The sequence below is a fragment of the Streptomyces scabiei 87.22 genome (assembly GCF_000091305.1).
GTDB classification, from domain to species: Bacteria; Actinomycetota; Actinomycetes; order Streptomycetales; family Streptomycetaceae; genus Streptomyces; species Streptomyces scabiei.
This window is the reverse complement of the sequence record NC_013929.1, coordinates 6,308,634-6,330,122: the sequence shown is the minus strand read 5'-3', so window position 1 is coordinate 6,330,122 and position 21,489 is coordinate 6,308,634. Positions and strand designations below refer to the sequence as shown.

Below are 21,489 nucleotides of genomic sequence, written 5' to 3'. Positions count from 1 at the left end.
AGCGGTCGGCTACGTCCGGCGAGCGGCCCGGTCAGGCGTCTGGCGGGCAGTCCGGTCCGGCGTCCGGCGGGAAGCCCGGTTCGGAACCTGGCGAGCGGCGCGGCTCTGCGTCCGGCGGGCAGTCCGGCGCGGGATTCGGCGGGCGCTCCGACCGGGAGACCGGCACGGGATCCGGTCGGCAGCCCGGCGCGGCGAGCGGCGGGAAATCCGGTGGCCAGGCCGGTTCGGAACCTGGCGAGCGGCGCGGCTCTGCGTCCGGCGGGCAGTCCGGCGCGGGATTCGGCGGGCGCTCCGACCGGGAGACCGGCACGGGATCCGGCCGGCAGCCCGGCGCGGCGAGCGGCGAGAAGTCCGGCGGGCAGAGCGGTTCGAGGTCCGGCGGGACATCCGGTGGGCGGTCCGGCTCGGCTGCCGGTGGATCGGCCGGCTCGGCCGGGGAGCGGTCGGGTTCGGCGTCCGGCGGGCAGTCGGGCGCACCCGGCGGGCAGGCCGGTGCGGCGTACGGCGGAAAGAGTGGCTCGGCTGCCGGCCGGGACTCCGGTGCCGTGAGCGGCGGGAAGCCCGGCGGGCAGTCCGGCGCGGCGTCCGCCCGGCAGGCCGGCGCGCAGGCCGGTGCCGCGTCCGGTGGCGAGTCGGGCGCCGCGGCCGGCGGGAAGCCCGGTACGGCGTCCGGTGCCGCGGCCGGCGCGCAGGCCGGTACGGCGTCCGGTGGGAAGCCCGGTGGTGGGGCCCGACGTGACCCGGAGGGCAAGGCGGCGCCGTCCGCCGGCCACCGCGACGGCGGACCCGCCGGCGCTCAGGGCCGTGACTCCGCCGGTCCCGGCGCCGGAGGCGGCAGCCCCGCCGGAGTCCCGGACGCCAGGGCGGCCCGAGCCGCTCGGGCGGCCAGGGCCGCCGGCGCGAAGGCGGGCGGCGGCACCGCCGCCGCGTCCGGCGCGGCCGGGGAGGACACCCCCACCACCACCCTGGCCATCACCCCGGGCCGCAAGCCCGCGGCCGGGGGCGACACACCGACCCAGGCCCTCGGCGTCATCACCGCCCCGAAGGCCGCCGCCGCGGCGCCCGCCACGGCGCCCGCCGCCGTGCCCGCGGTGTCGCCCGCCTCCACGGACGGGGGCGGCAAGGGCAAGAAGCCCAAGCGGCGCAAGCGCACCGGCTGGAGACGGCTGTTCCCCACCTGGCGCATGGTGCTCGGCACCTTCGTCATCGGACTCATGCTGATCGTCGGCGCCCTGGTGCTGGGCTACAACATGGTCCACATCCCCAAGGCGAACGCGTTCGCGACCAAGCAGAGCAACGTCTACCTCTACGCGGACGGCTCCCAGATCGCCCGCGACGGCGAGGTCAACCGCGAGAACATCCCGCTGTCGAAGGTCTCCAAGGCCGCCCAGCGCGCCGTACTGGCCGCCGAGGACCGCGACTTCTACTCCGAGCCGGCCATCGACCTCAAGGCGATGGCCCGCGCGGCCTGGAACACCGCGACCGGCAAGGGCAAGCAGTCCGGCTCGACGATCACCCAGCAGTACGTGAAGAACTACTACCTGGCCCAGGACCAGACCGTCACCCGCAAGGCGAGGGAGTTCTTCATCTCGATCAAGCTGGACCGCGAGGTGACCAAGGACGAGATCCTGGAGGGCTACCTCAACACCAGCTTCTTCGGCCGCAACGCCTACGGCATCCAGGCCGCCGCCCAGGCGTACTACGGCATCGACGCCGACGAACTCACCGCCGAGCAGGGCGCCTACCTCGCCGCCCTGGTCAACGCGCCCAGCATGTACGACGTCGTCGCCCACCCCGAGAACAAGAAGGCGGCCCTCGCCCGCTGGAACTACGTCCTCGACGGCATGGTCAAGGAGGGCTGGCTCAAGCAGTCCGAGCGGACCGGCGCGAAGTTCCCGATGCCGAAGCAGGCCACGACCTCCTCGGCCTTCTCCGGACAGCGCGGCTACCTGGTCGAGGCCATCAAGTCGTACCTCATCGAGCACAAGATCATCGATGAGAAGGCGCTGGAGAACGGCGGTGGCTACCGCATCACCACCACCATCCAGCCCAAGATGCAGGACGCCCTCATCAAGGCCGTCGACGACCAGCTGATGGACAAGCTCGACAAGAAGAACCGCAAGGTCGACAACTACGTCCGCGCCGGCGGCGTCTCCATCGACCCGAAGACCGGCAAGGTCATCGCGATGTACGGCGGCATCGACTACACCAAGCAGTACGTGAACAACGCGACCCGCCGCGACTTCCAGGTCGGCTCCATCTTCAAGCCGATCGTCTTCACCGCCGCCGTGGAGAACGCCTCCAACAACCAGAACGGCCAGGCGATCACCCCGAACACGGTCTACGACGGCACCAACAAGCGCCCCGTCACCGGCTGGCCCGGCCCGCCGTACGCCCCGGAGAACGAGGACTACCACAACTACGGCAACATCACCGTCCGCCAGGCCACCGAGGACTCCGTGAACTCGGTGTACGCGCAGATGGCCGTCGACATCGGCCCCGAGAAGGTCGAGAAGACCGCGATCGACCTCGGTGTCCCCAAGAACACCCCGGACATGAACCCGTACCCGTCCATCGCCCTGGGCACCGCCACCGCGAGCGTCCTCGACATGACGGAGGCGTACGCCACGCTCGCCAACCACGGCAAGCACGGCACGTACACGATGATCGAGAAGATCAGCAAGGACGGCCAGGCGGTCGACCTCGCCTCCACTGAGTCCACGCAGGCCGTCAGCCGCAAGGCCGCCGACACCACCACCTCCGTGCTGCGCAGCGTGGTGCAGAGCGGCACCGCCACCGCCGCGCAGGCGTCCGGTCACCCGGTCGCCGGCAAGACCGGTACCGCCGAGGAGGACAAGGCGGCCTGGTTCGCCGGCTACACCCCCGACCTCGCCACCGTCGTCTCCGTCATGGGCCAGGACCCCAAGACCGGCGCCCACAAGCCGCTGTACGGCGCGATGGGTCTGCAGCGCGTCAACGGCGGCGGGGCGCCCACGGAGATCTGGGCGCAGTTCACCAGGACCGCCCTCAAGGGCAAGAAGGTGAAGGACTTCGACCTCGACCTCCAGGTCGGCGCAGACGTCGTCTACACCCCGCCCAGCACCCCCGCCGACGAGCCGGGCGCCACCGGCGACGAGGAGACCGGCGGCACCACGGGCGGCGAGGAGACCGGCGGACCGACGGACGACGACACCGGCGACGGCACCTCCACCGGCGGCACGCCCGCGACGGACGGCGGCACCTCGTCCACCGGCGGCACGGCCGCGGACGGAGGTACCACGTCCACCGGCGGCACCTCGACGGACGGCGGCGCCGCGTCGACGGGCGGCGCCACGGGCGACGGCGGAGCGGACACGGGAGGCGGCACCGACGACGGCGGTACGACGGACGGCGGAGCCGACACGGGAGGCGACACCTCGGTGGGGCCGTTCGGTTGACCGGGGCTGCTCAGTGGCCGGAGGTGGCCTTCAACCCCACCACGGCCACGAGCAGCAGACACACGAAGAAGATCCGGGCGGCGGTGGCCGGCTCCCCCAGCCACACCATGCCGAACACCGCCGCCCCGGCCGCGCCGATCCCCACCCACACGCCGTACGCGGTACCGATGGGCAGCGTCCTGGCGGCGTGGGAGAGCAGCAGCATGCTGGCGACGATGCCGGCGCCGGTGAGGACGCTGGGCAGGGGCCGGGTGAAACCGTCGGTGTACTTCATCCCGACCGACCAGCCGACTTCCAGCAGTCCGGCGACGACCAGCAGAACCCAGGCCATGAGGCACCTCCGTGATCCAAAGGGGAATCGGGGGTGCGTCGTCTTTGCGGGTCCCGGTACGGCGCGTCTCGTCGGGTCCTTGCAAACATAGCAAAACACGGGTGTGGGGGGCTGGTGACCATGGTCACCAGCCCCCCACACCCATGAAAGCAATGATGCAGCGGCAGCGAAGTATCAGAGATACAGGCCCGTGGAGTCCTCCGACCCCTCGAACCGGTCCGCGGCCACGGCGTGCAGGTCGCGCTCGCGCATCAGGACGTAGGCGACGCCCCGGACCTCGACCTCGGCGCGGTCCTCCGGGTCGTACAGGACACGGTCGCCGGGCTCCACGGTCCGGACGTTCTGGCCGACCGCCACGACCTCGGCCCACGCGAGACGCCGGCCGACGGCCGCCGTCGCGGGGATCAGGATGCCTCCGCCGGAACGCCGCTCGCCCTCGGCGGTGTCCTGCCGTACGAGCACACGGTCGTGCAGCATCCGGATGGGCAGCTTGTCGTCGTGCTGGGTCTTCTCGCTCACGCCCCGAACCTACCTGCTCCGTCCTCGTCCTCGTCCCCGCCCGCGTCCCGGTTCGCGTGGCGGTCCGCGTCAGGCCCTGCGGCGCCGGGTGCCGAGCGCGAGCAGACCGACGACGCCGACGACCACGAGGGCGACGGGCACGATGCGCTCCACCCGGGGCGCCCCGTCCTGGTCGACGAACTGGCCCCTGACGTCGCTGACCGCACGGTTGACGGAGACGTACGCCTTGCCGAGGGTGTGGTCGATGTTCGAGACGACCTTGGCCTTGGCGTCGCCCACGATCGTCCGGGGGTGCACACGGACGCCGATCTCGTCGAGCGTCTCGGCGAGGTTGTCGCGGCGGCGCTTGATGTCCGCCTCGATCTCGGCCGGGGTTCTGATGTCCGAGGTCTCCGCCACCGCGCGGCCTCCCGTTGTCGGTTGTCGGTGAAATCTCTTCGTCATGGACAGTCTGTCAGCTCCACCCGGCACCGCACCGTCAGGGCCCGCCATTACGCTGGACCGATGAGCGAGCGACTCCAGCCCGGCGACGTGGCCCCCGCCTTCACCCTCCCGGACGCCGACGGCAACGAGGTGTCCCTGTCCGACCACAAGGGCCGCAAGGTCATCGTCTACTTCTACCCGGCCGCCCTGACCCCCGGCTGCACCAAGCAGGCCTGCGACTTCACCGACAACCTGGAGCTCCTCGCGGACGCCGGGTACGACGTCATCGGCATCTCCCCCGACAAGCCCGAGAAGCTCGCCAAGTTCCGCGAGAAGGAGTCCCTGAAGGTCACCCTCCTCGGCGACGTGGACAAGACGGTCCTCGACGCCTACGCGGCCTTCGGCGAGAAGAAGAACTACGGCAAGACCTACATGGGCGTCATCCGCTCCACGATCATCGTCGACGAGGAGGGCAAGGTAGCCCACGCCCTCTACAACGTCCGCGCGACGGGCCACGTAGCGAAGATCATCAAGGACCTGGGCATCTGAGACCCACCTGCCCGCCCCTCCGAGAACGGCTCGTACCGGACCCCCGGCACGAGCCGTTCCGCATTCCGGACGTCACTGTCCGGTCAGCGGCTCGCCATTCAGTACGAGCCACGAACGAATGGCCGGGACGGAGGGATGCGGGGACGCGTCGAGCACATCGAAACGATCGGACGCATACAGCGGGGAACGGCTCGCGCCGGAGGTTGCCACGGCCCGTAGCTGGGCTGAACTGCTGCGGCGGCTCGGCCTCAAGCAGAATGGCGGCCAACGGCGGGTGCTGCAGGAGCACGTGACGCGCCACGGACTTGACACGGGCCATCTCACGAAACGCAGCCCGTGGCGCAAGTACCCGAGTCCTGCCGGAGCACGCCGGACGGACGAACAGGAGCCGCCTCCACCAGGCCCTGACTGCGATCGGGGCGCCCTACGCATGTGTGGAGTGCGGCGACACCGGGGAGTGGCGGGGGCACTCCATCACCTTGCAGATCGACCATGTCAACGGGAGCCGGCGGGACAGTCGCCGGGAGAATCCGCGATACCTGTGTCCCAACTGCCATGCCGTGACAGACACGTGGTGCCGTCAGAAGGGCCGAGTCCCCTTCGCCGGGCAGCCGGCAGCCCCGTAGACTGAGTGCCGCCGGTCGAGCGCGATGACCGTTTTTGAGCGGCCGTGATGGAATTGGCAGTCATGCTGGGTTTAGGTCCCAGTGGGTTCACACCCGTGTGGGTTCGAGTCCCACCGGCCGCACGCACACAGAAGAGGGACCGCGCAAATCCGGCGGTCCCTCTTTTGCAGCTCAGCCCAACAGCTCCCGCAGCACCGGCACCAGCCCCCGGAACGCCTTCCCCCGGTGGCTGATCGCGTTCTTCTCCTCCGCGGTCAGTTCCGCGCAGGTTCGGGTGTCGCCGTCCGGCTGGAGGATCGGGTCGTAGCCGAAGCCGCCGGTGCCGGTCGGGGCATGCCGCAGGGTGCCCCTCAGCTGTCCCTCGACCACCCGTTCCGTGCCGTCAGGCAGGGCCAGGGCGGCGGCGCAGTTGAAGTGGGCGCCCCGGTGCTCGTCGGCGATGTCGCCGAGCTGGGCGAGCAGGAGGTCGAGGTTGGCCTTGTCGTCGCCGTGGCGGCCGGCCCAGCGGGCGGAGAAGATGCCGGGGGCGCCGTTCAGGACGTCGACGCAGAGGCCGGAGTCGTCGGCGATGGCGGGGTAGCCGGTGGCGCGGGCCAGGGCGTGGGCCTTCAGCAGGGCGTTCTCGGCGAAGGTGACGCCGGTTTCCCTGACGTCGGGGATGTCGGGGTAGGCGTCCGCGCCGACGAGGTCGTGGGCGAGGCCCGCGTCGGCGAGGATGGCCTTCAGCTCGGTGAGCTTGCCGACGTTGCGGGTGGCGAGGATCAGGCGGGTCATGCCCACCAGTATCGCCACCCGCTCCCGGGGGCCGTTACGAGGTGCAGACCTTCGTCAGCTCGCCCGCCGCGTCCGTGATGCCGCTGATGTCGGGGGTCGCGTCGCCGTTCTCCACGGCGGTACGGGTGTCGGTGACGGCCTTCTGGAGGGAGTCGACGGCCTTGTTGACGTCGGTGTTGTCGGTCTTGTCGCCGATGTCGTCGAGGCTCTTGTCGATGGAGGCGAGGGACTCCTCCAGCTGCGTGGGGTCGTCCGCCGCGTTCTGCACGGCCTGCTGGAGGTCGTCCACGCTGCGGGCGATGGCGTCGGCGGTCTGGACGCAGTCCAGGGCCTTGTTCACGGCGTCGCAGCCGGTGGTGAGCCCGGCGGTCAGGGCGACGGCAGCTACGGCTCCGGCGATGGCGGTCATACGGCGTCGGCGGCTCGCGGCCATGGAACGGTCCTCCTCCTGGTGGCAGGCCTGACGGCCCCGGGTACGGCTGGCGCCGTGTGGCCGGGCGCACGGTGGTGTGCCGTGCGCCCGTATGGGCAAGGACGCGGCCGGGGCCGCCGTGGTTGCCGACGGCGGCCGGGCTCTTGGGGTGCCCTTTACCTTTCGAGGACCGTATCAAGCGCCTTGCGCTGCAGGAGGGCCAGCTCTGTGCAGCCCGAAACGGCCAGGTCGAGCAGGGAGTTGAGTTCCTCGCGGGCGAACGGCTCGGCCTCGGCGGTGCCCTGGACCTCGACGAAGCGGCCGTCGCCGGTGCAGACGACGTTCATGTCGGTGTCGGCCTTGACGTCCTCCTCGTAGCGGAGGTCGAGGAGGGGGACGCCGCCGACGATGCCCACCGACACGGCGCTGACCGTGCCGGTCAGGGGCTGGCGGCCGGCCTTGATCAGTTTCCGGCCCTGGGCCCAGGAGACGGCGTCGGCCAGTGCGACGTACGCGCCGGTGATGGCGGCCGTGCGGGTGCCGCCGTCGGCCTGGAGGACGTCGCAGTCCAGGACGATCGTGTTCTCGCCGAGCGCCTTGTAGTCGATGACGGCACGCAGGGAACGGCCGATGAGGCGGGAGATCTCGTGGGTGCGGCCGCCGATCCGGCCGCGTACGGACTCGCGGTCGCCGCGGGTGTTGGTGGCGCGGGGGAGCATGGAGTACTCGGCGGTGACCCAGCCTTCGCCGCTGCCCTTGCGCCAGCGGGGGACGCCTTCGGTGACGGAGGCGGTGCAGAAGACCTTCGTGTCGCCGAAGGAGACGAGGACGGAGCCCTCGGCGTGCTTGCTCCACCCGCGTTCGATGGTGACCGGGCGGAGCTGTTCGGGGGTGCGGCCGTCGATTCGAGACATGGCGCTGAGCCTATCGGCACATACGGAGGGGCCCCCTCCCCCGGCGGTCCGGGAGAAGGGGCCCCTGCCGTGGCCGCGCGTGGCTCACATCATGTCCTCGATCTCCGCGGCGATGGGGTCGGCGTCCGTGCCGATGACGACCTGGATCGCGGTGCCCATCTTGACGACGCCGTGGGCGCCGGCGGCCTTGAGGGCGGCGTCGTCCACGAGGGAGGGGTCGCGGACCTCGGTGCGCAGGCGCGTGATGCAGCCCTCGACCTCTTCGATGTTGTCGAGGCCGCCGAGTCCGGCGACGATCTTCTCAGCCTTGCTGGCCATGGCCACTCTCCCTGTCTTCCCCGGCGGATCGGGGTGCGGAACCGTACGCGGACAGTCTGCGGGACCGTCCGCGACTGGTCTACACCACTGGGGAACGGGTCGCCAAACGCACCCGCGGCTCAGACCGGTTTCGACTCGGTGGTCTCGGCTCCCTGGCCGGGCACGGTGGATCCGGTGCCGGGGGTGTCCGGGGTGCCGGGGGTGCCCGGGGTTCCGGGGGCCTTGGGGGCGGCCCGGTCCGTGTCCAGGTTCCGCAGGGCGGGCAGGGTCAGGATCGCGAGGGTGACCAGGCACCACGCGGCGGCGAGGAGCATGCCGGTCCGCCGGAGGCCGATGCCGTCCACGGCGAGTCCCGCGGCGAGGGTGCCGAGCGGGACGGCGGTCATGGACACGGCGTTCTGGAGACCGAGGACGCGGCCGCGCACCTCCTCCGGGATCCGTTCGGTGACGAGGACCAGGAAGAGGGCGGGCAGGGGGCCCGCTCCGGCCCCGGCCAGGACGGCGGCCGCCCACATGACGGGCACCGGGGGCAGGAGCGCGAGCCCGGCGACGCCGATCGTGGAGGTGAGCTGGGCGACGGCGAAGACGGTGCGGCGCGACCAGCGGGTGCCGAGGGCGGCGTAGAGGCCGGCGCCCGCGATGCCGCCGACGGCGAGGAGGGAGACGAGGACGCCGAAGCCGCCGGGTGAGTCCTCGCCCACGAGGTGGACGGGGAGCACCAGGTTCTGCAGGGGGGCGAGGACGGCGACGCTGCCGGCCGAGACCAGGGTGACGGTGGTGAGGACGCGGTCGGCACGCAGGACGCCGAGTCCGCGGCCGAGGTCGGCGCGCAGGCCGGTCTCCTCGCCCTGGGCGGGCGCGGTACTCCGGGCGCCGATGGTCCGGGGCAGGGCGAGGGTGACGAGGGCGGCGAGGGCCGAGCAGCCGGCGGTGAGCCAGAGGACGGTCGCCGGGTCGACGAGCATGATCAGTCCGCCGGCGGCGGCCGGGGCGAGGATCACGACGCCGCCGGCGATGCTCTCGCGGAGTCCGGCGAGGCGTTCCATGCCGATGCCGGTGGCTTCGGCGATGTCCGGTGCGAGGGCTTCCCGGGCGGTCATGCCGGGGACGTCGAAGACGGCGCCGGCGACTCCGAGGACGACGAACCAGACGACGGTGAGGCCGAGCAGGCCGTCGACGACGGGGAGCGCGGCGACGCAGGCCGCGGAGGCGAGGTCGGCACCGATGGAGAGGCGTCGGCGGCCGGCCCGGTCGATGAGCACGCCTCCGGCGACGGCCGACAGCAGCATCGGCAGCGCGCTCGCGGCGGCGACGAGTCCGACCGCGGCGGCGTCCCCGGTGCGCAGCAGCACCAGCCAGGGCAGGGCGATGGAGGCCACGGTGTTGCCCAGCAGGGACAGGCCGTGGGAGATCAGGTAGAGCGGCAGCATCGGGGCATTCTGGTCGGGGGGCCTGGGGCCCGTCGGATGGTGGCCCGGCGCCGGGGCCGGGCGGCCGGGGGTGTCCCGGCGGTGGGAGGTCGGGTGGTGCGGGCCCGGGCGGGGGTTCCGGGCGGAAGCCCCGCGGAGGCCCTGGCGCCCGGTGGCCCTGGCGCCTCGGTGACCCTGGCGGGTCAGTCCCGCGGGCCGAACGCGAAGCGGGAGATGTGGCCGATGCCGCGCAGCACGGGCAGGCGGGACAGGATCAGGGTGTCGACCCGCATCCGCAGCCGCAGTGCGCGGGGCAGGTGGCGCACGTCGGCGCCGGCGGCGGTGGCGTAGGCGCTGTCGGCCTCGATCAGCCGCAACCCGGGTATGGCGCGCTCCAGTTCGCGTGGGTCGTCCACGCCCCAGGCCAGCCGGGCGCCCGTCTTCCGGAAGAGGGTCAGGGAGCGGGTGGAGCGGACGGCGAACCGGGAGTAGGTGTCGAACAGCAGCTCGCCGCGCGGGAAGCGGGCGACGAGGGTGCGCAGCAGGCCGGGGCCCTCGTCGGCGGAGAGGTACATGCTGAGGCCCTCCGCGACCACGAGGACGGGCCGGTCGGTGGGGACCTGGGCCGGCCAGTCGGGTTCGGTGACGGAGGCGGCGAGGGTCTCATGGCCGGGGCGGGCGGGGTAGAGCCGTTTGCGCAGTTCGACGACGTCGGGCTGGTCCAGGTCGAACCAGCGCACGCCCGGACCGGGGGCGAGGCGCTCGTACCGGCTGTCCAGGCCGCAGCCGAGGTGGACCACGGTGCACTCGGGATGTGCGTCGAGAAATGCGCGGACCCGCAGATCGAAATATCGGGCCCGTAGGGCGACGCCCACGGCGGACGCCTCCCCCATGCCGAGGCGGTCGAAGTCGTAGTCGATACGGTCGACGAGTTCGGCCGCGATGTGGTCACCGAGCAGAGGATGTGCGGACCGGGCGTCGATCGCGCGGGCACAGAGCGGCGCGAGCAGTGTCTCCGCCGCGCCGGTCAGGGAAATCTTCACGCGACCTCTCGCCTCTCTGCGCACAGAATTATGGTCGGCAGAACACACTCTTCTACGGCACATGGACGAGCGCATGGTAAAGCCCTCGGAAGCGTCTTATCCGCTCGGCAGGACGGCCCGCTCCGGTTTTTTCCCGACATGGAGCACATCAGGGAACAACGAGCACCATACACCGTACAGTGCGATCGCCCGAGCTGTCCACCACGCCTCCCACCTGCATCTATGCATTCCCCTCGGGGCGCCGACCCCCGGGCCCCCGAGTTGATCAAGAACAGGCCGGCGGGCACCGCACGCAAGTAGATGCCGGACGAATGTTTTCGGCCAACCTATACCGAAGCTTGGTGAACCGTTGACTCGCGTAATCCTCACTCCTACGGTGATTCGAGTTGCCGCAATCGGCTCCGGGGGTTGATTTCGTGCCTACCGCCACACCTATCGCCAAGAACGTTTCCCTTGTTTCCATGCCCTGGAACAGTGTCGTCCGTCCTTCGATTCAGGTCGGTATTCTGCGCTCGCTCGCCGAGAACGAGGGCTGGCAGGTGGACGCCCGATATTCCTATCTCGATTTCTATGGGCTGGCCCAGAGAATGCTCGGGTTCTCCGATGAGAAGTGGGCGGAGGCCTATGAACTGGTCTCCGAAAAGCTCTATCACCTCTCGGTGGGCGACTGGATCTTCTCGTGCCGCCGGGGCGACGCCGGCCGGCGGGACGCCTACTTCGCCCAGCTGCGGGCGCGCCGGGTCGACGACACGTCGATCGAGCTGGTCGACGCGCTGCGCGCGGTGGCGGACCGTCATGTGGAGGACACCGCCGCCGCGTTGCTGGAGTCCGCCCCCGACGTCGTCGGTTTCACCTCGATGTTCAGCCAGAACGGCCCCTCGCTGGCGGTGGCCGAGCGGCTGCGGGAGCTGGGCTACGGCGGGGTGATCGTGCTCGGCGGCAGCAACTGCGAGGGTTCCATGGGCCGCGCGCTGCTCGCCAACTTTCCCGCCGTCGACGCGATCGTGGACGGCCCCGGCGAGGACGCCTTCGTCACCCTCCTCCACCAGGTCGCAGCGGGCGAACCACCCCGCTCCCACGGCCGCCTGCTCACCCGCGTGCCCGCCGCCCCCGGCAGTTCACCGGCGGCGCCGCTCACCACCGGCGTGGCCCTGGACGTCCCCACCCCCGACTACGACGGTTTCTTCGAGCAGTTGCACGCCGCCGGACTGCACACCCTCGAACCCGAGATCACCCTGCCCGTGGAGTTCTCCCGCGGCTGCTGGTGGGGCGCGAAGACCCACTGCACCTTCTGCGGACTCAACGGCGCGACGATGGCGTACCGGAGCAAGAACCCGGACGGCGTCGCCGACGAACTGCGCCACCTCATGGACCGCTACGGCGTCCTCGACTTCTTCGCCGTCGACAACATCCTCGACCTCAAGTACCTCGACACGGCCCTGCCGCTGGTGGAGAAGCTCAACACCGACCACTCCCTGTTCTTCGAGGTCAAGGCGAACATGGAGTGGGCCGACATCCGGGCCGTGCGCCGGGCCGGGGTGCGTTCCGTGCAGCCGGGGATCGAGAGCCTGAGCACCGAGGGGCTGAGGCATCTCAGGAAGGGCGCCACGGCGTACCAGAACATCCGGTTCCTGCTCGGCTGCGCCGAGTACGGCGTGCGGGCCGACTGGAACATCCTCACCGGCTATCCGCACGAGACACCGGACTCCCTGACGGCTCAGCTCGACGTCGTCTCGTCGCTGACCCATCTGACGCCGCCGCACATCACGCTGATCCGCTTCGACCGGTTCAGCCCGTACGTCGAGGCGCCGGAGAACTACGGCCTCACCCTGACCAGCCCGCTGCCGGGCTACCGGTACGCCTATCCCGGTCTCTCGCAGGAGGACCTCTGGAACATCGCGTACCACTTCGAGGGCGACTTCACCGACGACCCCGCCAACGGCCCGGTGCGCCGCCGGCTCGCCGCGCGCGTCCGGCTGTGGCGCGCCCATCACGAGTCCGCGCGCTTCGGCTACCGGCTCGGCTTCGACTCGCTCACCCTCACCGACGAACGACCCGGACTGCCGCCGCACACCACCACCCTGCGGGGCGAGGAGGCGCGGCTGTTCCGCGCCGTCGTCGGCGGCACCCGGTTCCGCGACCTCCAAGGGCAGGAGTGGCAGGGGGAACGCTGGGACCAGGCCCTGGACACGCTGCACGCCTGGCACAGGAAGCGGTGGGTCTACATCGAAGGCACGAAGGTCATCGCACTGGCGGTACGCGAGCAGCCCTCGGCCTATCGGACCCCACCGCCCAAGGGCACTCCCCGGCGGGCTCGTCCCCCCGTACCTCTCACGCTCACCGCTCGACCGTAAGGAGGCCGCCCCGCACGCGGACACGGGCCCCCGCGTCCCTCTGAGGCAAGAGCGCCGGAACCGAGAAGAGCGCCCGGCGCCATCGCACAGCGACCCGGAAGACAGACGAGAAGACAGACGAAAGGACCACACCATGGGACCCGTAGTCGTATTCGACTGCATGACCGCGGACTTCCTCAACGACGACCCCAACAACGCGGAGCTGAGCGCGCTGGAGATGGAGGAGCTGGAGTCCTGGGGCGCCTGGGACGGTGAAGCCACCTCATGAGCGTCGGCCGGTGAGTAGCCGGCCGGTGTGAAGTCGGCGCGACGGACTACCGGGAGAGGGAGCATGCGCGAAGCGACGGCGACGGAGTGCGAGCTGCGCGAGGTCGTCCACCGTTCGTATCCCTCGGAGGGAACGGTGACCGTGCGGTGCACCGTGCGCCCCGCCGAGGGCGACGCCCGGGCCGACGGTTACGGCACCGCCACGACCGAGGCCGTGGCACGGGCGAAAGCCCTGTCGGAAGCCGTGGAGCGGCTGGTGGCGTGCACCCCCTTCACCGCGGTCGCCCGTCCGCCGACGGCCTTCGCGGACCCCGGAACGGGCTCCGGCCCGGTCCCGCCGTTCCCGGCGGCCGGGGTACGCACCGCGCCGGACGGCTGCGCGGACCGGGTGTACCGGCCGCTGACCGGCGGCGGACCACGCCGGGTGCCGCTGTACTGGTCCTCGCCCTGGACGGCCGGCGCGGAGCTGCGGGCGGGCACGCTGACGGCGGCGCAGGCGCGGCTGTCGAGCACGGTGGGCTGGGCCGTCGCCCCGACACCGGAGGCGGCGCTGCGCGGCGCGCTGCTGGAACTGACCGAACTGATCGGCTACGGCGTCTTTCTGCACCGCCGGCTGGCGGGGCCGCCGCGGCGGCCGTCGGGGGACGACCGGACCCTGGTGGTGCCGCTGGAGGGCGTCGGCCGTACGCCGGCCGTGCTCGCCGTGGCGTACGGCCGCGGGCGGCTGATGCCCGCCACCGGGCTGGGCTGCGGGGAGACCGTCGCGGAGGCGACCGGCCGGGCGCTGCTGGAGCTGGCGCAGGCCGAGACGATGTGGCGGTCGAACCCGACCGCGGAGCCGGCCGAGCGTTTCTTCCTGCGCCGCTTCGAGCGGTGGCCGCTGCTCACCCGGTGCGCGACCTTGGACTTCGACCTGAAGGACGCGGACGCCCCGCACGGTCCGCACGACCCGGCGCCGGGGGACGACGAGCCGCGGCCGGCGACCCCCCTCGAAGAACTGGAGGCCGGCGGCATCCGTGTGTGGGCCGACTCCGGTGCCCTCGACATCTCAGGCCCGGACATCCCCAGGACCCGTCTCTGCTTCGCCCATGTGGTGTCGGATCCGCAGCCCCTCCTGGGCCTTGTCCGCGCAGGCATCCCCGTGTTCGACACGGGAGAAGTGAGGAGGACCCTTGACCCGTCCCGCCCATCCGCAGACCCGTCCGACCCGGCCGGCCGAGCCGTTCCCGCGGACACCCGCCGAGAACGCCGAGACCTCCGAGACCGATCCGCTGACCGCGGTCCTGCTCGACGGGGCCGCGAAGGAAGACGTTCCGCCTGAGCGCGAGACGGATCTCCGGCAGGCCCTGGCCTCCGTCGGGGACTGGCTGGCCGCCGAAGGGCTGACGGCAGACATCCGCAAGTACGGCATCGAGTCCGCGCCCACCTACGAGGTACGGCTGTCGGACGCGGCGGGCGCGCTCTGTTCCCGCAGCTCCGGCAAGGGGCTCGGGCACCGGAGCATGGCGAGCGCGCTGTTCGAGAGCGCCGAGCACTACCACCTGGACTGGCGCCGGGACCCCCGCGCGTCGGAGGCGGAGTTCCGGCCGGGGCGGGAGATCGCGGGCCAGGCCACCGCCCGGCGGTCCGCGCTGCTGCGCCGGCTCGGCGGCATCATGCCCGACGCGCCCGTGCTGACCCGCACCTACCGCCCCGTGGAGGAGGCCCTGACCGGGCGGGCGGACGACGGCGGGGGTGCCGGCCCGGCCGGGCAGCCGCACCGGCACCCCGTGTTCCTGCGGGACGGGGGCTACCGCAACTGGCCCCATCCGGACGACGACCGCTCGTTCCAGCCGCTGTGGCACTACACCTCCAGCGCCGGTTACGCGGCGGGCGCCACCCGGCACGAGGCGCTGGTGCACGCGATCAACGAGGTGATCGAGCGGGACGCCTGGTCGTACCAGCTGGCCCGGTCGTACTTCGGCCTGCCCGGGGAGGGGCCCGAGCTGCGGGTGGTCGACCACGGCACGCTGCCCGCCGAGCTGCGGGAGCTGACCCGTACGGTCGAGGAGGTCCGCGACTCCCCGGTCCTGATCGTCGACATCACCTGCGACACCGGCGTACCGGCCTATGTGGTGTGCGACGCGGTGAGCAGGGAGGACGTCCGGCTGATCGGCAGCGGGGCCTCGCCGGTGCGGACGTACGCGGTGCAGCGGGCGCTGCTCGAGTACCTCCAGGTGCGGACGATGTTCGAGAACGGGCCGGTGGACGCGGACACCGAGGCCGGGCAGATCGGTTCGGCGCTGGCCCGCTATCCCCGGCATCTGGCCGCGGCCCGGTTCGACATCCACCGGCTGCCGCACGAGAGCCGGGCGTTCGAGGCGGACGACGGACTGCCCGCGGCCACCGGGCCCGAGCGGCTGCTGCGGCACCTGGTGGACCGGCTGCGGGAGTCGGGCATCGAGGCGCACCACCGTGTGCTGACCCCGCCGGGGCCGGTCACGGTCGTCGACGTCGTCGCGCCGGGGCTGGAGATGTTCGACAAGGCGCGGGCGGGCTATCCGGTGCTGCCGACCGGGCGGCTGGGCGAGCGGCTGCGGCCGCGCGGGGACGGCGGGGGTGCGCGCCGGTGAAGCTCGCGCTCGTGGCACCGCCCTGGAACAGCCTGTACCGCCCGTCCATCCAGATCGCCACCCTCGCGGCGCTGGAGGGGACGGGGGACGGTGACCCGATCACACCGGTGTACGCGTATCTCGACTGGTTCGAGTACGCCGTCGACGCGCTGGGGTGCGATCCGGCGGAGTTCGTCACCGTCTACGACACGATCGGCGAGGAGCTGTACGGGCTCGGCGTCGGGGACTGGATCTTCGGCGGGGTGCTGGACGGGCACGGCCCCGTGGAGGAGGAGGACGCCCGCGGCCGGTACGCCGCCTTCCTGTCCGGGCACGGGGTGGCCGAGGAGCTGGTGGGCCGGGTGCTTGCGCTGCGTGCGGCGGCGCCCGCGTTCGTCGCGGAGCTGGCCGGGCGGCTCGTCGCGACCGGCGCGGAGTGCTTCGGGTTCACCACGTCCTTCAGCCAGCTGGTGCCGGCGCTGGCCGTGGCGCGGGCCGTCAAGGACCGGGCGCCCGGCCGGCTGGTGCTGCTCGGCGGGGCGAACTGCGACCGGCCCATGGGGCAGGCCGTGATGCGGGCGTACCCGTTCGTCGACGCGGTCGTGCAGGGCGAGGGCGAGGCGGCGGTGGCCGCGGTCCGGGCCGCGCGCGGCACCGCCGACCTCGCGGCGGCCCCGGGTCTGGTGCTGCGGCACGAGGGCGAGCTGCGGGTGTCGCTGCCGGCCGTGCAGCCGGCCGAGTCGGCGCCGGTGCCCCGGTACGCGGAGTACTTCGAGCGGCTGGGGAGGCTGCCCCACCGTGAGCTGATCGCCCCCCACGTGGCCCTGCCGTTCCAGATGTCGCGGGGCTGCTGGTGGGGCGAGAAGCTGCAGTGCACCTTCTGCGGGGAGAACGGCAGCGGCATGGTCTACCGCAGCAAGCCGGGCGGGCAGCTGACCGAGACCCTGCGCCGGCTGACCGAGGAGCACGGTGTGTTCGACACGTACGCGGTCGACACGATCCTCGCCCGGACCGACAACGGTCTCGCCGAACTCGCCGCCGCCGAGGTCGACATCACCACGTTCTTCGAGGTGAAGGCCAATCTGGGGCCGCGTGAGGTGGGCGAGATGCGGGCGGCGGGCGTCACCATGGTCCAGCCGGGCATCGAGAGCCTCAGCAGTGGCGCGCTGAAGCTGCTGCGCAAGGGGGCGACGGCCTTCCACAATCTGCGTTTCCTGGTGCTGTGCCAGGAGCTGGGCATCGACGCCCAGTGGAACCTGCTGTCGGCGATGCCGGACGAGACGGCGGCGATGCTGGAGGAGCAGCTGCGGCTGATCCCGTTCATCACGCATCTCGCGCCGCCCTCGACGGTGAGCAAGGTCCGGGTCGACCGGTACAGCCCGTACTTCGAGAAACCCGGCGAGTTCGGCATCGCGCTGGACGGGCCGGAGGCGAAGTACCGCTTCGTGCACGCCGGCCGGACCGCCGGTGAACGCGCCGAGCTGGCCTACTCGTTCGAGCATGTGGAGCTGGCGGACCGGGACGAGGCCGTGGACGCGGAGATGCTCGCGCTGCGACGGCGGCTCGGGGCCCGGGTGGGACTGTGGAAGAAGCTGCACGAACAGTCGCGGTTCTCCTTCCGGTTCGGTCCGAACATGACCGTGCTGCAGGACGGCCGGCCTCATGTCGGCACCGGGCGGCACGTGCTGCGGGGCGGCGACGACCAGTTGTTCCGCTGTCTGGTGCACGGCGGACGGCTGCACCAGGCCGTCGGCCAGGTCGCGGCGATGACGGGCCGGCCGGAGGAGTCGGTGCACGCGACGGTACGGGAGTGGGCGGGGCGCGGCTGGATCCATCTGGAGGGCCGGCGCGGTCTCGTGCTCGCGGTGCGCGACGGCATGCGCGACGAGCTGGGACGGGCGGCCGAGCTGAGGGAGGCGGCCGGCGGACCGGAGCGGGCGGCCGGCGGTGGGGAGCGTTCGCCCGATGGTGCGGGGCAGGCGGCCGAGTCGGCGCCGGCCGGTGCGGTGGGGAGGGTCGGTGCGGGACGCTGACGGCACCCGGCGGGGTGCGACGGAACCGTTCGAGGTGGTCTCCCGCGACGGTACGCCGATCCGCGGCTTCAGCAGGCCCGGACCGGGCGAGACCCTCGTGCTGGTCCACGGGGTGGCGATGGACCGGCGGATCTGGGCGGAGTCGGGGTTCCTCGACGCCGTACCGAACGCCCATGTCCTCGCGCTCGACCTGCGCGGACGCGGGGAGAGCGGGCGGGTCGGCACCCCGGAGGGACACGCCCTCGCCCGCTGTGTCGAGGACGTCCGCGCGGTCCTCGACGGCTTCGGCCAGGACCGCTACAGCCTGTTCGGCACCTACTTCGGCGGGCGGATCGCGCTGGGGACGGCCGCCGCGGACCCCCGGGTGGTCCGCGCGTTCTCCTTCTGCGCGCACGCCGAGCAGGTGGAGATCCCCGAGGACGCCGTCGAGGAGGAGGCGGTGGCCGTCGAGGGTCCGGGCGGACACGCCTATCTGCACGACCACTTCACCGGGCGGGGCGCCCCGCCGTGGATGGTCGCGGCCTGCGCCCGCGTCGACCCCGGAGAGCTGGGGGCGGCCACCCGGGGGCTGCTGCACGGCTCGGACCGGCGGACCGAGCGCGGCCACGCGGACCAGGAGCTGGTGCTGATCACCGCCGAGGGCGACGCGGACCTGGCCCCCTTCCGCGCCGGGGAGCACCGGCTCGGCGCCCGGCTGTGGCTCGTCGGGGCCCCGACCCGTATCAGGGCGGCCGGACACCTCGCGGAGACCGGCCGGCGGGTCGCGGACGTACTGGCCGGGGCGGAACGCGGCGGCGAGCCGCACCCGGGGCCGGCCGGGGGACGCACGAGCCGGGCGGGGGCCGTATGACGGCCACCGAGGACACCATGTGGCGGCGCCGCCGGGGACTGCTGCCCGAGGGCGAGCCGCTGGTGCGGGCGCTGGAGGAGCTGGCGGAGCGGGGGCGCGGGCACCGGCTGCGGGCCGTGTGCCTCGTCGACCCCGCCACCGGGCGGCCCGGTCCCCCACACGATCTGACGGTGACCGACGGGACGGTCACCGCTTGGACGCCGTCCCGGCCCGCCGCCGACGGGAGCCCGGCCGAGCCGTCCGCGTACGCCGTGCCGGGCTTCGTCGACTCCCACGCGCACGTCTCGTCCGCCGCCGACCTCGCGGGCCTGCTCGTCCACGGTGTCACCGGCTTCCGGCAGCTGTGGGGCGAGCCGGCCCATCTGTACGCCGCGGGTGTGCACCGCGCCCGGCACGCCGTCGTGCCCCGGCCCTGGGTGACCGCCGGGGTGGTCGACGGGCCCCGGTCGCGGATCCCGCAGGGGGTCACCGTGGTGGACGGCGCCCGGTCGGTCCGGCAGGTGGTCGAGGACGCGCTGGCCTTCGGTTTCGACGGCGTCAAGGTGTACGACGACGTCGAGCGGCCAGTGTTCGAGGTCCTGGTCCGGGCGGCGGAACGGGCCGGACTGCCCGTCGTGGGCCATGTCCCCGAGGCGGTGCCGCTGGATCTGGCCCGTCGCACTATGCGCACCTCCGAGCATCTGTACGGCATCGTGCCCAATGTCTTCCGGCTGCCGCCCGAGCGGCGCTGGGACGCGCTGGCGGCGGCGCTGCGCGACCGGCCGGCACCCGGCGGGGCCGCTCCCGGCCACTTCGTCTGCCCCACCCTCGTCTGCTGGCGGGCCCGCACCGGTGAACGCCGGTACACCCGCCCCTCCCGCACGGCCCTCCGGGCGGTGGACGAGGGCCGCAGCCGGGGCTGGCAGGCGGCGGCCCGCGAGGCCCTGCGGCTGGACCCCGGCGAAGCGCGCCGGCGTGGAGGGCTCGTCGACGGGCTGGGCCGGATCGCCCGCGCGCTCCACGAGGCGGGCACCCCGCTGCTGGCCGGCACCGACTGCGGCAACCCGTTCGTCCTCGCCGGCCCCTCCTTCCACAAGGAGCTGGCCGAACTGTCCCGCGCCGGGCTCGGCTTCGCCGCCGTCCTGCGGGCGGCGACCACGAACGCGTACGCGGCCATGGGGCGACGGGCGGGGCCGGTGCCGGGCGGACCAGCCGACCTGGTCCTCTACCGGCGCCCGCCCGGAAGCGAGGTGACGGCCCTGGCGCGGCCCGACGCGGTGCTGGTCGACGGTGTCCTCCTCGACGGCACCGACCTCGACCGGCTGTGGGCGCTCCGGCTGGCCGCGGCCGGACTGGACGCCTCCGACTGGGCCCGGGGCGCCCTCGACCCGCCGGTCACCACCGGCCGACCGACGAAGGAGACAGCCCATGCAGGCTGACCGGGAAACCGACCGCACCGGGCCCGGGGCGGAACACCCCGCGGAACCCGGCCCCGCCGGACAGGGGGCCCGCTGCCCCGTGGACTTCGACTTCTTCGCCGCCCCGCAGCAGTACCGTGACGCGGCCGCCGCGCACGCGGGTGAGCACGGCGCCTTCTACAGCGACCGGGGCTTCTGGGTGCTGACGACGTACGACGGGATCGTGGACGCCTTCAAGGACGAGGGCACCTTCACCGTCGGCCGGGTCAGCGCGGCGGAGGGCGCGGAGGAGGAGCGCTGGATCCCGTTGACCGTCGAGGGCCGTGAACACACGGCGTGGCGGCAGCGGCTGGGCGCCTGGTTCACCCCCCAGCGGGTGCGGGAGCTGACTCCGTCGGTGCGGGCGGGCGCCCGGCGGCGCATCGAGGAGTTCCTGGACAAGGGCGAGGTGTCCTTCAACGAGGACTTCGCCCGGCCGTACGTCCTGGACAACCTGATGACGGCGGTGGGCTGGCCGCCGGACGCGTTCGACCTGCTCCTCGCCATCGACCGGGCGATGATCGACTCCCGTTCGGCGCCGGATCCCCGGGTGGCGGCGTACGGCGAACTCGGGCTCCCGGCGCTGGAGCGGTTCGCCCGTGAGCATGTCGCCCGGCGGCGCGCGGAGCCGGCCGACGACCTGACCACCGCCAGCTTCGGCTGGGAGATCGACGGCACCCCCGTCAGCGACGACGACCGTGCCTCCCTGCTGTGCACGCTGTTCCTGGCCGGTGTCGACTCGACGGTGAACCACCTGGCCAACGCGGTCCAGCACCTCGCGCACCACGAGGAGGACCGGCGGCGGTTCCTGGCCGCGCCCGAGGCCCGGCCGCCGGCGGTGGAGGAGTTCCTGCGCGTCAACTCGTGCATGTACCCGGGCCGGCAGGCCGCGACCGGCGGCGCGGGCGGGGTCGCCGACCGGGGCGACACCGTGCTGCTCCCGCTCGCCCTCGCCAACCACGACCCCGAGGTGTTCCCGGAGCCCGGACGGATCGACTTCGGCCGCCCGCGCAACCCGCACATCGCCTTCGGCACCGGGCCCCACCAGTGCCTCGGCGCGGCCTTCGCGCGGGCCCAGATCCTGGTGGCCCTGGAGGAGTGGCACGCCCTCGTCCCGGACTACGCCCCGCATCCCGGGCAGCGCGCCACCGAGCCGCGTTTCCTGCGCAACTCCTACGACCTGAGGCTCGTCTGGTGAGGGCG

Annotated in this window: 19 protein-coding genes, 1 tRNA gene and 1 riboswitch; of the genes, 11 read left to right on the top strand and 9 right to left on the bottom strand. The window is 72.8% G+C overall.

Annotation, left to right across the window (positions count from 1 at the left end; genetic code table 11):
* The first annotated feature begins 545 nt into the window (after positions 1-545).
* Positions 546-3,437, top strand: coding sequence for a transglycosylase domain-containing protein (locus tag SCAB_RS27100; protein ID WP_041669702.1), 2,892 nt, complete (start codon positions 546-548; stop codon positions 3,435-3,437).
* A gap of 10 nt (positions 3,438-3,447) precedes the next feature.
* On the opposite strand, the gene SCAB_RS27095 is transcribed toward SCAB_RS27100, so the two are convergent.
* The 3 genes from SCAB_RS27095 to SCAB_RS27085 form a co-directional block, all read right to left on the bottom strand.
* On the bottom strand, positions 3,448-3,768 hold the full coding sequence (locus SCAB_RS27095) for a DMT family transporter (protein ID WP_013003274.1): 321 nt from the start codon (positions 3,766-3,768) through the stop codon (positions 3,448-3,450).
* 32 nt (positions 3,769-3,800) lie between these two features.
* A riboswitch (guanidine-III (ykkC-III) riboswitch) is annotated at positions 3,801-3,868 on the bottom strand.
* A gap of 74 nt (positions 3,869-3,942) precedes the next feature.
* Positions 3,943-4,287: a GroES family chaperonin gene (locus SCAB_RS27090; RefSeq protein WP_005486682.1), complete on the bottom strand. Its 345-nt coding sequence runs from the start codon at positions 4,285-4,287 to the stop codon at positions 3,943-3,945.
* 69 nt (positions 4,288-4,356) lie between these two features.
* The gene (locus SCAB_RS27085) at positions 4,357-4,686 is read right to left on the bottom strand and encodes a DUF3618 domain-containing protein (RefSeq protein ID WP_013003272.1); all 330 of its coding nucleotides are present in this window, start codon (positions 4,684-4,686) and stop codon (positions 4,357-4,359) included.
* A 105-nt stretch (positions 4,687-4,791) separates the two neighbouring features.
* Between SCAB_RS27085 and bcp the strand changes: the two genes are divergently transcribed.
* The gene (gene bcp / locus SCAB_RS27080; RefSeq protein WP_013003271.1) at positions 4,792-5,259 is read left to right on the top strand and encodes a thioredoxin-dependent thiol peroxidase; all 468 of its coding nucleotides are present in this window, start codon (positions 4,792-4,794) and stop codon (positions 5,257-5,259) included.
* Positions 5,260-5,923: 664 nt separating this feature from the next.
* Positions 5,924-6,007 (top strand) — tRNA-Leu (locus tag SCAB_RS27075).
* Positions 6,008-6,056: 49 nt separating this feature from the next.
* Here the strand turns inward: SCAB_RS27075 and rdgB are convergent.
* From rdgB to SCAB_RS27045, 6 genes are all read right to left on the bottom strand, one after another.
* Positions 6,057-6,659: an RdgB/HAM1 family non-canonical purine NTP pyrophosphatase gene (gene rdgB / locus SCAB_RS27070; protein WP_013003270.1), complete on the bottom strand. Its 603-nt coding sequence runs from the start codon at positions 6,657-6,659 to the stop codon at positions 6,057-6,059.
* Positions 6,660-6,693: 34 nt separating this feature from the next.
* On the bottom strand, positions 6,694-7,092 hold the full coding sequence (locus tag SCAB_RS27065; protein WP_013003269.1) for a hypothetical protein: 399 nt from the start codon (positions 7,090-7,092) through the stop codon (positions 6,694-6,696).
* 155 nt (positions 7,093-7,247) lie between these two features.
* Positions 7,248-7,985, bottom strand: coding sequence for a ribonuclease PH (gene rph, locus SCAB_RS27060; RefSeq protein WP_013003268.1), 738 nt, complete (start codon positions 7,983-7,985; stop codon positions 7,248-7,250).
* An 84-nt stretch (positions 7,986-8,069) separates the two neighbouring features.
* Positions 8,070-8,303, bottom strand: a complete 234-nt coding sequence (locus SCAB_RS27055; RefSeq protein ID WP_037729483.1) for a glucose PTS transporter subunit EIIB — start codon at positions 8,301-8,303, stop codon at positions 8,070-8,072.
* A gap of 119 nt (positions 8,304-8,422) precedes the next feature.
* Positions 8,423-9,733 (bottom strand): MFS transporter, encoded by a 1,311-nt coding sequence (locus SCAB_RS27050; protein WP_013003266.1) that lies wholly within the window; start codon positions 9,731-9,733, stop codon positions 8,423-8,425.
* A 182-nt stretch (positions 9,734-9,915) separates the two neighbouring features.
* Positions 9,916-10,755, bottom strand: coding sequence for a class I SAM-dependent methyltransferase (locus tag SCAB_RS27045; protein ID WP_013003265.1), 840 nt, complete (start codon positions 10,753-10,755; stop codon positions 9,916-9,918).
* A 416-nt stretch (positions 10,756-11,171) separates the two neighbouring features.
* On the opposite strand from SCAB_RS27045, the gene SCAB_RS27040 reads away from it, so the two are divergent.
* The 8 genes from SCAB_RS27040 to SCAB_RS27010 all read left to right on the top strand — a co-directional run bounded on the left by SCAB_RS27040 (position 11,172) and on the right by SCAB_RS27010 (position 21,484).
* Positions 11,172-13,109 (top strand): RiPP maturation radical SAM C-methyltransferase, encoded by a 1,938-nt coding sequence (locus SCAB_RS27040; protein ID WP_013003264.1) that lies wholly within the window; start codon positions 11,172-11,174, stop codon positions 13,107-13,109.
* A 133-nt stretch (positions 13,110-13,242) separates the two neighbouring features.
* A complete protein-coding gene (gene botA, locus SCAB_RS46565; protein ID WP_005486703.1) occupies positions 13,243-13,377 on the top strand; it encodes a bottromycin family RiPP peptide in 135 nt (44 codons plus the stop codon).
* 63 nt (positions 13,378-13,440) lie between these two features.
* Positions 13,441-14,697 (top strand): YcaO-like family protein, encoded by a 1,257-nt coding sequence (locus SCAB_RS27035; RefSeq protein ID WP_013003263.1) that lies wholly within the window; start codon positions 13,441-13,443, stop codon positions 14,695-14,697.
* Positions 14,648-15,988 (top strand): YcaO-like family protein, encoded by a 1,341-nt coding sequence (locus SCAB_RS27030; protein WP_231885276.1) that lies wholly within the window; start codon positions 14,648-14,650, stop codon positions 15,986-15,988. Before SCAB_RS27035 ends, SCAB_RS27030 begins: the two co-directional genes overlap by 50 nt.
* Complete coding sequence (locus SCAB_RS27025) at positions 15,985-18,000, top strand: RiPP maturation radical SAM C-methyltransferase (protein WP_013003261.1); 2,016 nt, start codon at positions 15,985-15,987, stop codon at positions 17,998-18,000. The genes SCAB_RS27030 and SCAB_RS27025 overlap by 4 nt, the downstream gene beginning before the upstream one ends.
* On the top strand, positions 17,987-18,850 hold the full coding sequence (locus SCAB_RS27020; protein ID WP_049875780.1) for an alpha/beta fold hydrolase: 864 nt from the start codon (positions 17,987-17,989) through the stop codon (positions 18,848-18,850). Before SCAB_RS27025 ends, SCAB_RS27020 begins: the two co-directional genes overlap by 14 nt.
* Positions 18,847-20,268, top strand: coding sequence for an amidohydrolase family protein (locus SCAB_RS27015; protein ID WP_013003259.1), 1,422 nt, complete (start codon positions 18,847-18,849; stop codon positions 20,266-20,268). Before SCAB_RS27020 ends, SCAB_RS27015 begins: the two co-directional genes overlap by 4 nt.
* Before the next feature lie 79 nt (positions 20,269-20,347).
* The gene (locus tag SCAB_RS27010) at positions 20,348-21,484 is read left to right on the top strand and encodes a cytochrome P450 (RefSeq protein ID WP_013003258.1); all 1,137 of its coding nucleotides are present in this window, start codon (positions 20,348-20,350) and stop codon (positions 21,482-21,484) included.
* Positions 21,485-21,489 lie beyond the last annotated feature (5 nt).

Excerpts from the sequence above, each read along its gene's own strand:
- bcp (WP_013003271.1), top strand. The coding sequence starts at position 4,792 with ATGAGCGAGCGACTCCAGCCCGGCGACGTGGCCCCCGCCTTCACCCTC.
- SCAB_RS27035 (WP_013003263.1), top strand. The coding sequence starts at position 13,441 with ATGCGCGAAGCGACGGCGACGGAGTGCGAGCTGCGCGAGGTCGTCCAC.
- rph (WP_013003268.1), bottom strand. The coding sequence starts at position 7,985 with ATGTCTCGAATCGACGGCCGCACCCCCGAACAGCTCCGCCCGGTCACC.
- SCAB_RS27065 (WP_013003269.1), bottom strand. The coding sequence starts at position 7,092 with ATGGCCGCGAGCCGCCGACGCCGTATGACCGCCATCGCCGGAGCCGTA.
- SCAB_RS27050 (WP_013003266.1), bottom strand. The coding sequence starts at position 9,733 with ATGCTGCCGCTCTACCTGATCTCCCACGGCCTGTCCCTGCTGGGCAAC.
- SCAB_RS27055 (WP_037729483.1), bottom strand. The coding sequence starts at position 8,303 with ATGGCCAGCAAGGCTGAGAAGATCGTCGCCGGACTCGGCGGCCTCGAC.
- rdgB (WP_013003270.1), bottom strand. The coding sequence starts at position 6,659 with ATGACCCGCCTGATCCTCGCCACCCGCAACGTCGGCAAGCTCACCGAG.
- SCAB_RS27095 (WP_013003274.1), bottom strand. The coding sequence starts at position 3,768 with ATGGCCTGGGTTCTGCTGGTCGTCGCCGGACTGCTGGAAGTCGGCTGG.
- botA (WP_005486703.1), top strand. The coding sequence starts at position 13,243 with ATGGGACCCGTAGTCGTATTCGACTGCATGACCGCGGACTTCCTCAAC.
- SCAB_RS27015 (WP_013003259.1), top strand. The coding sequence starts at position 18,847 with ATGACGGCCACCGAGGACACCATGTGGCGGCGCCGCCGGGGACTGCTG.